The organism is Rothia nasimurium, assembly GCF_928381415.1.
GTDB lineage: Bacteria > Actinomycetota > Actinomycetes > Actinomycetales > Micrococcaceae > Rothia > Rothia nasimurium_H.
Genome location: NZ_CAKMSF010000005.1, coordinates 65,319 through 79,354, shown reverse-complemented (window position 1 = coordinate 79,354; position 14,036 = coordinate 65,319). Strand labels below are relative to the sequence as shown.

Annotated in this window: 9 protein-coding genes; 2 read left to right on the top strand and 7 right to left on the bottom strand. The window is 55.5% G+C overall.

Going from position 1 to position 14,036, the window contains the following annotated elements; translation table 11 throughout:
- Positions 1-35 precede the first annotated feature (35 nt).
- The 7 genes from L7A20_RS06860 to L7A20_RS06830 form a co-directional block, all read right to left on the bottom strand.
- Complete coding sequence (locus L7A20_RS06860) at positions 36-1,982, bottom strand: McrB family protein (protein ID WP_237222884.1); 1,947 nt, start codon at positions 1,980-1,982, stop codon at positions 36-38.
- Between the two features lie 318 nt (positions 1,983-2,300).
- Entirely contained in the window at positions 2,301-3,587 is a 1,287-nt protein-coding gene (locus L7A20_RS06855) for a PLP-dependent aminotransferase family protein (protein WP_237222883.1), read from the bottom strand.
- A 2-nt stretch (positions 3,588-3,589) separates the two neighbouring features.
- A complete protein-coding gene (speB, locus tag L7A20_RS06850) occupies positions 3,590-4,609 on the bottom strand; it encodes an agmatinase (RefSeq protein ID WP_237222995.1) in 1,020 nt (339 codons plus the stop codon).
- Between the two features lie 389 nt (positions 4,610-4,998).
- Positions 4,999-5,931, bottom strand: coding sequence for an aldose 1-epimerase family protein (locus L7A20_RS06845; protein WP_237222882.1), 933 nt, complete (start codon positions 5,929-5,931; stop codon positions 4,999-5,001).
- An 8-nt stretch (positions 5,932-5,939) separates the two neighbouring features.
- Positions 5,940-7,274 (bottom strand): galactokinase, encoded by a 1,335-nt coding sequence (galK, locus tag L7A20_RS06840; protein ID WP_237222881.1) that lies wholly within the window; start codon positions 7,272-7,274, stop codon positions 5,940-5,942.
- A gap of 12 nt (positions 7,275-7,286) precedes the next feature.
- Entirely contained in the window at positions 7,287-8,411 is a 1,125-nt protein-coding gene (gene galT / locus L7A20_RS06835) for a galactose-1-phosphate uridylyltransferase (RefSeq protein ID WP_237222880.1), read from the bottom strand.
- Complete coding sequence (locus L7A20_RS06830; protein ID WP_237205416.1) at positions 8,408-9,178, bottom strand: DeoR/GlpR family DNA-binding transcription regulator; 771 nt, start codon at positions 9,176-9,178, stop codon at positions 8,408-8,410. The genes galT and L7A20_RS06830 overlap by 4 nt, the downstream gene beginning before the upstream one ends.
- Before the next feature lie 246 nt (positions 9,179-9,424).
- Between L7A20_RS06830 and L7A20_RS06825 the strand changes: the two genes are divergently transcribed.
- Positions 9,425-12,490: a glycoside hydrolase family 2 TIM barrel-domain containing protein gene (locus tag L7A20_RS06825; protein ID WP_237222879.1), complete on the top strand. Its 3,066-nt coding sequence runs from the start codon at positions 9,425-9,427 to the stop codon at positions 12,488-12,490.
- Between the two features lie 27 nt (positions 12,491-12,517).
- On the top strand, positions 12,518-13,927 hold the full coding sequence (locus tag L7A20_RS06820) for an MFS transporter (RefSeq protein ID WP_237222878.1): 1,410 nt from the start codon (positions 12,518-12,520) through the stop codon (positions 13,925-13,927).
- The last annotated feature ends 109 nt before the right edge of the window (positions 13,928-14,036 follow it).

The following is a 14,036-nucleotide window of genomic DNA, read 5'->3' as shown; positions in this document are numbered from 1 at the left end:
TATCCGCTTTCTCAGTGGCTTCTTTGCCTTAACCGTTACCCCTCTGCTTTAGCAATAGATACATTTTTAACAGTCTCAGGGCGACGGCCTAAGCCCTTACCCTCATATCTAATAGCCCAGTACACATCATTGACCTTAATAGCACCGATGCTCTTCTTATCTTCATTGTTCTGCCAGAAGTCAGCGTCTGTTTCCTGGCCTTTGTGACCCCAAAGAACCTTTTCATCAATGTTGAAAGTGAATGCAATTTCCTTGAGCTGGTTCAGCAGGGCCTCGGCGATAGCTTCTGTGTCGCCGTCTTTACCGAAGAAGTAGGCATGTCCTAGGCGAGCATCAGGACCAACTTCAGTTTTTAGCACTGTATTAGCATGCATAAACCAATCAACCACTAAACCAACTGATTCTTCCTTTCCCTCTGAAAGCTCCAAAGCCGTGAGCAGTTCATCCCTATCGCTCATGGGCTCCTGGGTAATCCAATGGAAGCGACGACGCAGAGCCAGGTCAATGGTGCCCACGGAACGGTCAGTGGTATTCATAGTGCCCAGGACGTGCAGGTTAGAGGGAACTACCAGCTTGTTATATTCTTTCCCGTTCTTATAGATGGGAGTTTGTAGGCGGACATATTCCCCTGGTATGTCTTGTACCGAAGCTTCAAGGAGGGCACCAGACCTGCCTGCTTCCGGTAAGTCTTTAAAGTCTTGGCGTTTACTCTCTTCAAGCACTAGCATAAGGTCACCAAAGACTCGGGAAGTATTGGCTCGGTTGATTTCGTCAATAAAGAGGAGGTATTTCTTATCTGGGGTATCGGCTGCCCGGTTGCACATTTCAACAAAAACACCCTCCTGAGAAACGAATTCCCCCTCCCCTTCCTCTTTCATGAAGTTGGGACGGATACCGGAAACAAACTCTTCGTAAGAAGTCGAAGGGTGGAAAACTACAACCTCAAGCTGGCTGCCGTCTTCGCCGTAAACCCCATTCTTACGCAGTTCCTGAAGCAGATGAGACTTACCAGCGCCAGCAACACCCTCAACAATCACATTTGTATTCGATTCCAATTCTCTTACAACACGCTCAGAAAATTCCATCACTTCCCCCTCATTAGTTTCATTATTTGAATTTTCCACCAAGTCAGAACTTGATCCTTTAAGAACCGCTTTAATCTCCATTGACTTCAGTTCATAATCTGCAAAATTTTCTTCAACAATTTCCCGAAATTTTTTCATCTGCTGGAGATTTGACCCGTTATTATTAACAGGAGATCCGTACCCTAATTGATTCAAGCCTTTAATTAGAGATTTAATATTTTTTCCACTAACAGCCCTTCCTTCCGGAAGCCCACTCAGGGAAATTTCACTGAAGTTAGGAACACATAATTTATTACCGAAAGAACTGGGATTTTCTCTGTCTTTATCTAATCTTTCTGCAAAATTAGGATAGCTAATTGTTTCTTCCGGACCCATAAAGCAATAGTAGTCCCACCCAGACTTACCATGCTCCCCGTTATTCATCGTGCAGAGCACGGGCCTAGACTTCTCAATTCCATTACGGTTTTGGGGGTTAAGTCGAGCTTCAATCCAATAATTATCAACCGAGATATCTTTGGAATCTTTAGACTCTAGAAATTCGATAAATTTTGAAAAAGTAAATAGCGGCTTAGACTGATCAATGCCGGTAAACATCTGATTATTAAGATTCTCGGGGATGCCATCCTTATTCAGAAGGCCTTCTTGAAAATAATTATCCTCAAAATATAAACGAAACTCATTATTCAAGTCTTCATTTTCGAGATGCTTACAAAACGAAACTATGAGCTCTTTAATTTTTGCATTATCAGCTACAAGACTGCCATCTTTTTTCAGAATCCTATACCTAAGGCTTCTGTCAGTAATATTTTCTTTTCCTAGCTCTTCAGCTTTATTCCTGTAGTCCTTAAAGGACATCCAAGAAACAAAATTCACTTCATTTACATCAAATAAACTCATGCCCACTCACCTTTCCTTAATTTTTCTTCCACAGCAGGCCTAGCAAAACCAATCTATACCCATTAGGTACTCATATAGTTAAACCTAACAGTATTCTGCCATGCTACTAGACCATATATGGATAATTCAGCACTTCAGACCGTACGTAAAATTTATCGATTTTTGGTATGGGCTAGGCTCCACATGCAACCGAAACCTTCATAAGTAAGTACTTACCAATGAAGGTTTCGATCCGGTTCAGTCAAGGCTACCGCTCCTAGCCCTTCAGCACGGTTCAGCGGTGTTCGCTACGCTCACCGCTCCCGCTTCGACCATCTCTTACGAGCTCACACGCTCGCTCCCGATGACCTCAGCAAGCCTCTTCACACCCTCGGTCAGGGCGTCCGGCTCGATGGCTGAGAAGGCGATACGTAGCTGGTTGGCACCGGGGTTGCGGGCGACCCCGTCCTCACCGACTACCGGCTCGTAGAAAGCCGAGCCAGGAATGAAGACCACACCGGCGTCGATCGCGGGGGCGAGGGCGTCCGTCGCGTCCTCATACTTGCCACCGGCAGGCAGGGTCAGCCAGGTGAAGAAGCCGCCCTCGGGTACCGTCCAGGTGGTGCCTTCGGGCATGTACTTCTCGCAGGCGTCCAGCACGGCCTTGCAGCGGGCCTCATAGAGGGCAGCGGTGGCGCGGGTATGGGACTCCCACAGGCCCTCGCTCATGAAGCCCAGCACCAGGCGCTGCGACAGCACCGACGGGCAAATCGTCACGGCCTCACCCGCAATCTGCAGGAACTTCCGCACGCGGAAGGGGGCAACCATCCAGCCTACGCGCACGCCGGGCGAGAATACCTTAGAGAAGGAGCCCAGGTAGAGCACGTTCTCGGGGTCCAGCGAGTAGAGGGAGCGGCGGCGTTCCCCGGTGAAGGAGAGCTGGCCGTAGGGGTTATCCTCAACGATCAGCACGTCGGCTTCGCGGCAGACGCGCACCAGCTCGGCGCGGCGCTCATCCGACAGGGAAATGCCGGTGGGGTTCTGGAAGTTGGGGATGGTGTAGAGGAACTTAACCTGCTTACCCTCAGCCCGAATCGCCTCAATAGCCCGAGCGACGGCGGCGGGGTCGAGGCCGTCCGCGTCCAGGGGTACCTGGCGGACGTCCGCCTGGTAGCCCTCGAAGACGCCCAGGGCGCCGGTGTAGGTGGGGCCCTCTGCCAGGATTACATCGCCGGGGTTGACGAAGAGTTTGGTGGCCAGGTCCAGGCCCATCTGGGAGCCCGCGGTCATCTGAATGTCATCGACCGCCGGGCGGGCACCTTCCGATTCCATGAAGTCGCACACCAGCTCGGCCAGGGCTTCAAGGCCGGCACCTGAGCCGTACTGCAGGACTTCCAGCCCCTCTTCTTCGATAATGCGGGCGCTCATGGCCCCGAGTCGGTCAAGGGGCAGCAGGTCGAGGTCGGGGTTGCCGCCGGCCAGGGAGATAATGCCGGGGCGCATGGCCACCTCAAAGACGTCACGCACGGCGGACGGGCGGAACCCGGCAGCGCGGTCAGCGAAGTGGCGCATAATGCGGGCTTCAGCAGGGTTAGCTTCGGCCAGGAGGGCTGCAATCTTGCTCATAGTTACTCCTTGCCACCGTAGGTAATGTCGGCGACGCCGGACGCCGGTGAGGTCGGCTCAGCGCCTACCCCGGCAGCGTGGAGGGAGATGAGTTCGTAGACGGTGTGGGCGGCGGCGATGCCGGTCAGTTCGGCGTGGTCGTAGGCCGGGGACACCTCAACAACCTCGGAACCCACCAGGTTGAGCCCGCGCAGGCCGCGCAGGATTTCCAGCAGCTCACGGGAGGTGATGCCACCTGCTTCGGGGGTACCGGTGCCAGGTGCGTGGGCGGGGTCGAGCACGTCGATGTCGATGGAGACATAGAGGGGCTTATCGCCAATGCGCTCCCGCAGGAGCTCAACGACCTTCTGCACGCCCAGGTAGTAGACGTCTGCGCTGGTGACGATGCCAAAGCCGAAGCGGGCGTCGTCCTCAAGGTCTTCGGTGCCGTAGAGGGGGCCGCGGGTGCCTACGTGGCAGAGGGCGTCGGCGTCGAGCAGGTCTTCTTCGAAGGCGCGGCGGAAGGGGGTGCCGTGGGTGTATTCGGCGCCGAAGTAGGTGTCCCAGGTGTCCAGGTGGGCGTCGAAGTGTAGTAGGGCGATTTTGCCGTGCTTCTTGGCCAGGTTGCGCAGGTTGGCGAGCGCGATCGTGTGGTCGCCGCCGATGGTGACCAGGCGGGCACCGTCCTTGGTGAGTTCGTGGGCTCCTGCCTCAAACATGGCGAGGGCTTCTTCGATGTTGAAGGGGTTGCCGATGATGTCACCGGCGTCGGCCACCTGGGCTTCCTTGAAGGGGGAGATGTTGGCAGCCGGGTTGAAGGGGCGCAGCAGGCGGGAGGATTCGCGCACGTGGTTGGAGCCGAAGCGGGCGCCGGGGCGGTAGGAGACGCCGGAGTCCCAGGGCATACCGGCCACGACGATGTCGGCTTTCTCGACCTCGTCCAGGCGGGGCAGGCGAGCGAAGGTGGCAAGGCCGGCCCAGCGGGGTACTTCGGCGGCGTTGACGGGGCCGATGCGTTCGACGCCGTCGGCTCCGGTGGCGATGACGCGGTTGGGGTCAGCTGAGAAGAAAGCTTGAGTCACGGGTTCTCCAAGAGGGTTAGGACGCGGGTAGCTGGCTTAGTGCGCGGGGCAGGTTGGGCACGGGCTGGGCCCGGGGTTAGTGTGGCCGGGCGCACTAGAATCGCTACCACTATAACCCGCCTGCGGGGCAGCGGCGGGGCAGGTTCTCCAGCTGGCAGACCTGCGCTACCGATACTTATTCAGGTGCCGGTAAAGCTATGCCAAGCCGCCGGGGGCACCCGGGCGGGGGCAAGCGTCCTTACCGCTCAAGGCGGGGGCGGGGGTGCATAAATTTGCAGCAGGGCGGGCATAAAAAATATGAGGGCACTATGACGCAAAGTCCCACACTTTTATATGCAGCCGGTTTGCCCCTAGTCTTCTTGGATTCGCCACCAGCTGGTGTGGCTTTGGTGTGGTTCTAGTTCAACGAGGTCTGTGCCGCTGTTGAAGGCGTTTGCGGGGGCTGTCATGGGTTCAGCAGCAAGGGCTCGCCGCTGAGTTCCGTCTGTATAGAACTGCAACCATTCGATACCGTCTCCGATTGTTAGTCGGGTGGCTTCACCGTTGGGAGCGGTGAGGACGATGTGTGCTTCTCCAGCAGTTTTTTGGATTCCTCCGAAGGCGTGGTCGAGATTTATGCCCTTGAGGGGGAGTGTATCTGCGAGATTGAGGTCTTCGGTGAGGGGGAGTTCCTGGGTGGGAATCATGGATTCGTTGACCTTGAGGTAGGTAGAGACAGGAGCAGTGAGGCTCCATGAGTCGACTGCGCCGGGGGTTTCCTGTTCTGTGCCTGCCATGAGGTAGGGGTGTGCGCCGAGGGCGTAGGGGGCTGTTGTTTCTCCAGTATTGAGTGCGGTGAAGGTTGTGGTGAGCCCTTGGGCGGTGAGGGTGTAGGTTGCGGTGAGTTTGAGGGGGAAGGGGTAGCCGGGTTGGGGTACTAGGTGGAGATTGGCAGTGACTGATGATGAGTCGGGGGTGTTAATTGCTTGGTTGAGTTCCCAGCGGGTCCAGTCAGCGAGTCCGTGGATTGCATTTCTAAGGGTGGGTTCATTGATGGGCAGCTGGTACTCAGCACCCTTCCAGGTGTATCGGCCTTCTGCTATGCGGTTGGGCCAGGGAGCGAGGAGGGCGCCTCGGGCGGCTTCTCGTATTTTGTGTGGTGGGGCGGAGAGTACGAGCTGGCGCCCTTTGGGGGAAGTGAGCGATGAGAGGTTGGCACCGACTTCGGTAATTATTGCTTGGTAGCCGGAGTGTTTGAGGGTGACTGCGGCTCCCTGTAGCTGGTTCTGGGTGGAGGTGGACATGGGGGGTCTTACTCCTTCTCCGCGGATCGGGAGGGGGTGGCTACCAAGAACTCTGGGGGGTTGAAGCCTTCACGGTCGAATGCTTCTGCAACTGCTTCAGCGAGGTTCTCCAGGTTTTCAGTAGGAACCAGTGCAATAGCAGAGCCACCGAAGCCACCTCCTGTCATACGGGCTCCTAGTGCTCCTGCTTCGCGGGCGGCGTTCACTGCGGTGTCTAGTTCGGGGCATGAGACTCGGTACTGGTCACGGAGGGAGTCGTGGGAGGCGTTGAGGAGTTCACCGAGCTTTTCCCATACGTCATCGGCTGGTGAGTTTACGCTGTCGAAGAGGGCGATACATTCTTCAACGCGGGCAATCTCGGTCCAGACATGGCGTAGGGCATCACGGATTACTGCCCGGTCTGTTCCGTCGGGCAGGTTGTAGGAGTCTACGTTGTTATCCCACTGTTCGATGAGTTCTTGGGCTTCTTTGAGGGTGGGGGTTCCTTGGAAAGCGTCTCGGAGGTGGTTCACGCCCAGGGCTTCGCGGGCAACCTCGGTTGCTGCCCGTCGGGCGGCGTATTGCCCGTCGGAGAGGCTGTGGTAGGCACGGGTGTCTATCACGAGTACGGAGAGGTTGGCTGAGGCGACATCGATGGTAAGAGGACGGGTGGAGAAGTCGCGGCAGTCGATGGCGAGGACGGAGCCTTCTTCTGCACGGAGGGAAATTGACTGGTCCATGCCCCCTGTTGAGGCCCCTGCGATGTCGTTTTCTGCTTGGATACAGGCTGAGGCCAGTGCGGCACGTCCCTGGTCGGTGCTGGCGAGAAGTTCTCTAGTGGGCTGTTGGGCGGTTAGCAGGTCGTCAACGCCGAGAGCTACAGCGCACTCTAGGGCAGCTGATGATGAGAGTCCTGCACCCAGGGGGACGGAAGAGTCGATGGCGATGTTGGCGCCGAACCCTTCCGACGAGAAACCAGCAAAATCGCCCTGCTTTTGCTGTTGCATAGCCCAGGGAACACCTGCAACGTAGGAGAGCCAGCCGGAGAGGGGCTGGGTGCCCACCTCAGCAAACTGAACGGTTTCAGTATTGTTATCAGGGGCGGTTGAACCGGCATCACCCTGAGCGGTGACTGCCGTAATTTTTCCGTCTTGGCGGGGGGTCATTGCTACGAAGGTGCGTTGGGGGAGGGCAAAGGGAAGGACGGTGCCACCGCAGTAGTCGATGTGTTCGCCCAGAAGGTTGACGCGCCCAGGGGCTGAGTACACTCCGTAAGGGGCTTCCCCAAAGGAAGTATAGAAGCGGTCTTCGACGTTCTTGCGGAGTGTCTGTGCAGGTACGGTGTTCTTCCAGATAGCAGGCATGGTGTGTTTCCTTTATGCGTCAGAAGCAAGTTCTTTGAATCGGGTGGCGATACGCTCGGGTGTGGTGTCAGATACCCACGCGGCCATAGCGGATTCTGAGCCAGCCAGGTATTTCATCTTTCCGGGGGCACGCAGGAGGGAGAAAACGTGGAGATACATGCGTGAGACGTTTTTTCCGCCGATGACGGGGGCCTGGTGCCAGGCTGAGATGTAGGGGAGTTTGTCTACCCCTTCGAAGAATTTGTCGAGTCGATGCAACAGGTCTAGGTACAGCTCGGTGAGTTCGTCTTTTTCTGCTTCGGTAAGTTCTGTGAAGTCACGAACCGGGCGTTTGGGCATGACCATAAGTTCTACAGGCCACTTGGCGGCATACGGTACATACGCCACAAAGGAGTCGGTTTTCCTAATGATTCGTTCTTCTGCTGCAAGTTCCGCAGCGAGAACATCTCCCAGGAGGTCTCCACCGGTTTCTGATGCCCATGCGTCTGCTCGCCGTGCAACAGAAGCTGTATAGGACGGCATGTAGGGGTAGGCGTAGATCTGACCGTGGGGGTGGGGCAGGGTTACACCAATTTCTTCTCCACGGTTTTCGAAAGGAAAGACCTGTACGACTCCGTCGAGGGCTGAGAGCTCCTTAGTGCGGTGGGTCCAAGCTTCTACAACGGTGCGTGCCCGTTCATAGCTGAGGGAGCCAAAAGAACCGTACTGGTCTGAGGTGAAGCTGATAACCTCGCAACGGCCACCTGGTGTGGTCTCCTTGAAAAGGGGCTCGTCTCGGAGGGTCTCTAGCGGCCCTTGCAGTGAAGGGAAACGGTTTTCAAAGACAACAACGTCATAGGATTCTTCCGGGATTTCACCGGGTACGGTTCCTACGCCAGCAGGTGCCAGGGGGTCCTCATCAGCAGGCGGCAGGAAGGTTCGGTTGTTGCGGTGAGCGGCGATAGCAATTGATTCGCCGGTCAGAGGGTCGGTACGCACGCAGGCAGCTTCGTGGGGAGGCAGAGTGCGAGGTTCCAGGGGGCGGGTATCGCGGATGGTTCGGGTTTTCCGGCCTGAGACGTAGGGTTCAGAGTCATCGAAGAAGATGATTTCTCGCCCGTCTGCGAGGGTTCCTTTAGTAACTTTTACGTTGGTCATGCGGTAATCACCTTAGCTACGTTGTCGGATAGGAAGTTGTGTCGTTCCTGGGTGAGTTCGTCGGTGACGACGGTGTCGATGTCTGCCCAGGAGGCAAACCGGGATAGCCCAGCCACATTCCATTTACTGGAGTCGAAAACAGCCACGGTGTCGTGGGCGTTTGCGATAAAAGTTCTGTTAGTACTGGTCTCGTTCATGTTGGGGGTGTACATGCCTTTCAGAGTCACCCCGTGAGCACCCAGAAACAGAACATCGATGTTGAGGTTTGCCAGGGTTGCGTCCGCAAGCGGTCCAACGAAGGCGTCAGAGGGTGTGCGCTCACCGCCGATAAGGAGCACTTTGGGCTTGTTCTTTGTATCAGCTAACCCGTGGAAGAAGTCAGAGACGGGGAGGGAGTTCGTGACGATGGTGAGGTTCTCAAGCTCTGTGCGGGCAGCTATTTCTTGGGCAAGGCGTGCGCTGGTTGACCCTCCGCCGATTGCAATTGATTGGCCGCTGCGGACTAGCTGGGCTGCGGCCTTTGCAATTTTTGCTTTCGACTCTGCGTTGAGCGTGGTCTTCTCAGCAAAGATTGGCTCATGGGTAGATTCAGAGATGGTTGCACCTCCGTGAACTCTGCTCAGTAACCCCTGTTCTTCTAGTTCTGCCAGGTCACGGCGAATCGTCATCGCAGATACATTCAGCAGGCCAGCCAGATCTTGAACCTGAACAGTGCCTTTTTCCTGTACTTTTGCAACGATTGCGTTGTGGCGTTGCTGAGCCAGCACTTAAACCTCATTCCGGTTGTAACGACTTCTTCTAAACTGAACAATATCAAACAAAAACAAGCATTTCCAGAGCTGAAACATGCTCAAAATGAGTCTTTTGAACAAAAAGGAACGATTTTTTGTTCAGATATCTACAAAAAGCAACAATCTTGAACTAATATGAACACCGTAGGGCTTGAACCTCAGCCCTCTCGATAGCAACAGGACCCGAGGTTCAGCCAATTCCATCAGGAAGGACAAGAGAGCATGCACCCCACCAAGCACCACGAGAGCCTCAACGTTCTCCACGAGAACGTCCTCGCCCCCCGGGCCTACTACGTCCCTGCCTCCCATGACATGGGCCCGCTGGTGAACAATCGTGAGTCCTCCGACCGCTTCCTCAACCTCAATGGAACCTGGCAGTTCACCTACTTCAACGACGATTCCGAACTACCACAGGACTTCTACACTGCCACATACGCCCACACCGACGCGTCCCCCATCATCGTCCCGGGCGCCTGGCAAACCCAGGGCTTCGACACCCACCAGTACACCAACTTCAAATACCCCTTCCCTCTTGACCCACCCTTCGTACCCCACGAAAACCCCTGCGGTCTTTACACTCTAGACTTCCAGTACACCCAGGATCAGCAGGCCCCGCTCGCCCACCTCACCTTTGAAGGCGTTGATTCATGCTTCTACCTCTGGGTCAACGGAAGCTACATCGGCTACAGCCAGGTATCCCACGCAAGCAGCGAATTCGACATCACCGAATACCTCACCAACGGCTCAAACCGTCTCACCGTACTCGTCTACAAGTGGTGCGATGGCTCCTACCTCGAAGACCAGGACAAATTCCGCATGAGTGGCATCTTCCGAGACGTCTACATCCTCAGCCGCCCCCGCCACGCCCTCTACGACTACTTCATCACCACCAACCTCAACGAAAAAACCAGCGACGCGACCCTCAACATCGCGGCACGCTTCCTCAGCCAAGAAACACACACCACACTCACCCTCACCAACGCTGAAGGCGAAGAGGTAGCGAGCTCCACACTCACACCCAATGCTGCCAACCCCAACTTCACTCACTCAGCAACCCTTCATATCCCTAACGCCCACACCTGGAACCCAGAAAACCCCTACCTCTACACCCTCCACCTAAAAACCCAGGACGAGGTCATCACCGAACGTGTGGGCGTCCGCACCATTCGCATTGAACACAATGTCATCCTACTCAATGGCAAGCCCATCACCTTCCGCGGCGTAAACCGCCACGACTCCGACCCCGTCACCGGCCCAACCGTGGACTACAACCACATCAAACGCGACCTCGGACTCATCAAACAGCACAACTTCAACGCTATCCGTAGCAGCCACTACCCCAACTCCCCCTACTTCTACCAAATGTGCGATGAGTACGGGTTCCTCGTCATGAGCGAAGCCGACAACGAAAGCCACGGCACCCAGGTCCAGTACCTCGAAGATGGCTCCTTCGACAACCAGGTAAATCACTGGAACGAACGCATCTCAGACAACCCAGAATGGACTGAAGCAACACTCGACCGTGTCCAGCTCTGCGTGCTCCGCGAAAAGAACCGCCCCAGCATTGTCTCCTGGTCAGCAGGTAACGAATGCGGCTACGGCGTTACCCTCGAAGAGTCCCTCGCCTGGGTCAAGTCCTACGACACCACCCGAATCACCCAGTACGAAAGCGCCTACTACGACGACAAAAAGCGCCGCTACGACTACTCCAACATCGACCTCTACAGCCGCATGTACCCGCCCTTCGAGGACATCGAACAGTACCTCAACAGCAACCCCAATAAGCCCTTCCTCCTCGTCGAGTACGCCCACGCTATGGGCAACGGCCCCGGCAACCTCGAAGACTACTTCCAGGTCATCGACCAGAACCAGGCAATGTGCGGCGGCTTCGTTTGGGAATGGTGCGACCACGCCATCTACGCTGGTACCACCGAAAATGGCACACCCAAATACCTCTACGGCGGCGACCACGGCGAAGAAGTACACGACGGAAACTTCTGCATGGACGGCCTTGTCTACCCCGACCGCACTCCCCACGTTGGTCTCCTCGAATACCGCAACGTCTACCGCCCCCTCAGAGTCGTCTCCTTCGACACCGTATCCGGCTCCCTCACCCTCAAGAACTACCTTGACTTCACCGACGCACAAGAAGCCATAGAACTGAAATACACCTTCAGCCAGGACGGCATAGAAGTAGCATCAGGCACCTACCACTTTGAGCAGGCATTCCTCCCCCACCAAGAAACCACCATTAACCTTGAGGCACCTTCGCTCACCAGCGGACGCTGCTACCTCCACATCGAATACATTCTCAAGAAGGACCTCCCCCTACTTCCCACAGGCCTCTTCCTCGGCCGCGACGAAGTACCCGTCCACACCATCAACCCCACCCATGCCAAGGCACTAGATATTCTGGGCACCACCAACAACGCACAGAACCTCGCTGTAACCGAAACAGGTAAGCACTACACCGTCCAAGGCGATGGATTCACCTACACCTTCAACCGACGAACCGGTGTATTCGACCAGCTCTCCACCAAAGACCACAACCTCCTCACCCAGCCCATGAACATCAATATCTGGCGGGCACCCACAGATAATGACATGTACATCAAACTCAAATGGGCAGAAGCGCACTACCACCAGGCCTACTCAAGGGTCTACACCAGTGGATACACGCACACCGAAAACGGTGTCACCATCTCCTGCACCCTGAGCATGGTAGCCCCCACAGTGCAACCTATCTTCACCGGCACCGTCCTCTGGAACATCACAAACGACGGAAAAATCACCGCTCGATTCAACATCGAACGCGCCCCAGAATTCCCCGATCTCCCCCGCTTCGGAGTTCGCCTCTTCCTCGACAAGTCTTTTGCCGATGTTGAGTACTTCGGCATGGGTCCCCATGAAAGCTACAGCGACAAACACGAAGCAAGCTACCACGGCACCTTCCAATCTTCCGTCGAAGATCTCCACGAGGACTACATCATGCCGCAGGAAAACGGTAGCCGATTCGACTGCGACTACGTCCACCTATCAAGCCCCCACCATCAGCTCTCTGTAGCCTCCGAACACCCCTTCTCGTTCAGCGCCTCCTACTACACGCAGGAAGAGCTGACGAACAAAAACCATAATTTCGAGCTGGTCGAAGCCGACTCAACAGTCCTCTGCCTCGACTACGCCCACAACGGAATCGGGTCCAACAGCTGCGGCCCCGAAGTCTTAGACGAGTACAAACTCAACGCACAAAACATCAACTTCGGTTTCACTCTCGCCCCCACCCTATAGCGCGAGAAACAGGTAAAAGGTAACACAATGAAAGAAACAAAATACCTGAAATGGTACAACGTAGTAGGTTACGGTTCCGGCGATGTTGCCGGCAACGTGGTCTACGCCTTCCTCGCATCATTCGTGATGATTTACCTTACCGACACGGTAGGACTCAACCCAGGAATTATCGGCACCCTCATTCTTGTCTCCAAGATTTTTGACGGTGTTTCCGACCTCTTCTTTGGGGCAATGATCGACAAAACCAACACCCGTATGGGTAAAGCACGCCCCTGGATGCTTTGGGGCTACGTCGGCTGCGCCGTAATGATTATCGCCATCTTCGCGATTCCGCCATCACTCGGTGATTTCGCCCAGTACGCCTGGTTCTTCATCGCCTACACCCTCCTCAACGGCGTGTTCTACACCGCCAACAACATTGCCTACTCCGCACTCACCTCCCTCATCACCAAGAACGGTAACGAGCGCGTACAGATGGGTTCAACCCGCTTCATGTTTGCATTCGGCACCAGCCTCCTCATTCAAAGCATCACTGTTCAAGGCGTCGAAATGTTCGGCAGCGGCGCAGAAGGCTGGCGCACCATCGCCATCATCTACGCCCTCATCGGCCTCGCCGTCAATACCCTCTCCGTCTTCTCCGTCAAGGAGCTCCCCAAATCAGTCCTTGAAGAAGAAACCCAGGCTATCCCCATCATTCACGAGAAGAACAACCCTGTTCCCGAGAAGTACAGCTTCAAAGAATCCCTCGGCCTGCTCGGAAGCAACAAGTTCTACCTCCTGATTCTTGCAGTCTTCCTGCTCAACCAAATTTTCAACACTACACTGAGCATGGGCATCTACTTCATGACCTATATCCTGGGTGATGCCAAGCTCCTCGGCCCCTTCGCCTGGGCTATCAACGTCCCCCTCATCATTGGCCTGCTCTTCACCCCCATCGTAGTGAAAAAATTCCAAGGCATGTACAAAATCAACGTCATCGGCTACATCATCGCGTTCGTTGCCCGCGTTCTTGTAATCGTGGCAGCCTACATGGGCAATATCCCCTTGATGCTGGTCTTCTCCGGTATTGCCTCCATCGGAATGAGCCCCCTCCAGGGCACCATCAACGCACTCATCGCTGAAGCCTCGGAATACACCTTCCTCTCCAAAAAGAAGAGGGTAGATGGCACCATGTTCTCCGCAACCTCACTGGGCGTCAAGATCGGTGGCGGTGTAGGCACTGCGCTCGCTGGCTGGCTACTAGCTTTCAGCGGCTACGTCGCTAACGCACCGGAGCAATCAGAATCTGCACTACAGATGCTCTACATCATGTACCTATGGATCCCGGCAGCGATCAACCTCATCATTCTTCTCCTGCTCACCCAGCTTAAGGTGGAGAAAGCCAACAAGGAACTAAGGGAAAACGCACCTATCAACTACACGGTGCTCGACAGGTAAAAGTATTCTGCTGAATCCCAAAAGCGTTGCACGCCATTCCCCTGGCGTGCAACGCTTTTATGCGGTTATTAGGTATTCCTCGTATCGAGGTCAGCGGGGAATCTACAAA

What these genes read in the sequence shown, in the direction of transcription:
- L7A20_RS06860 (WP_237222884.1), bottom strand. Translation starts at nt 1,982, where the DNA reads ATGAGTTTATTTGATGTAAATGAAGTGAATTTTGTTTCTTGGATGTCC.
- L7A20_RS06855 (WP_237222883.1), bottom strand. Translation starts at nt 3,587, where the DNA reads ATGAGCAAGATTGCAGCCCTCCTGGCCGAAGCTAACCCTGCTGAAGCC.
- L7A20_RS06845 (WP_237222882.1), bottom strand. Translation starts at nt 5,931, where the DNA reads ATGTCCACCTCCACCCAGAACCAGCTACAGGGAGCCGCAGTCACCCTC.
- galK (WP_237222881.1), bottom strand. Translation starts at nt 7,274, where the DNA reads ATGCCTGCTATCTGGAAGAACACCGTACCTGCACAGACACTCCGCAAG.
- galT (WP_237222880.1), bottom strand. Translation starts at nt 8,411, where the DNA reads ATGACCAACGTAAAAGTTACTAAAGGAACCCTCGCAGACGGGCGAGAA.
- L7A20_RS06825 (WP_237222879.1), top strand. Translation starts at nt 9,425, where the DNA reads ATGCACCCCACCAAGCACCACGAGAGCCTCAACGTTCTCCACGAGAAC.
- L7A20_RS06820 (WP_237222878.1), top strand. Translation starts at nt 12,518, where the DNA reads ATGAAAGAAACAAAATACCTGAAATGGTACAACGTAGTAGGTTACGGT.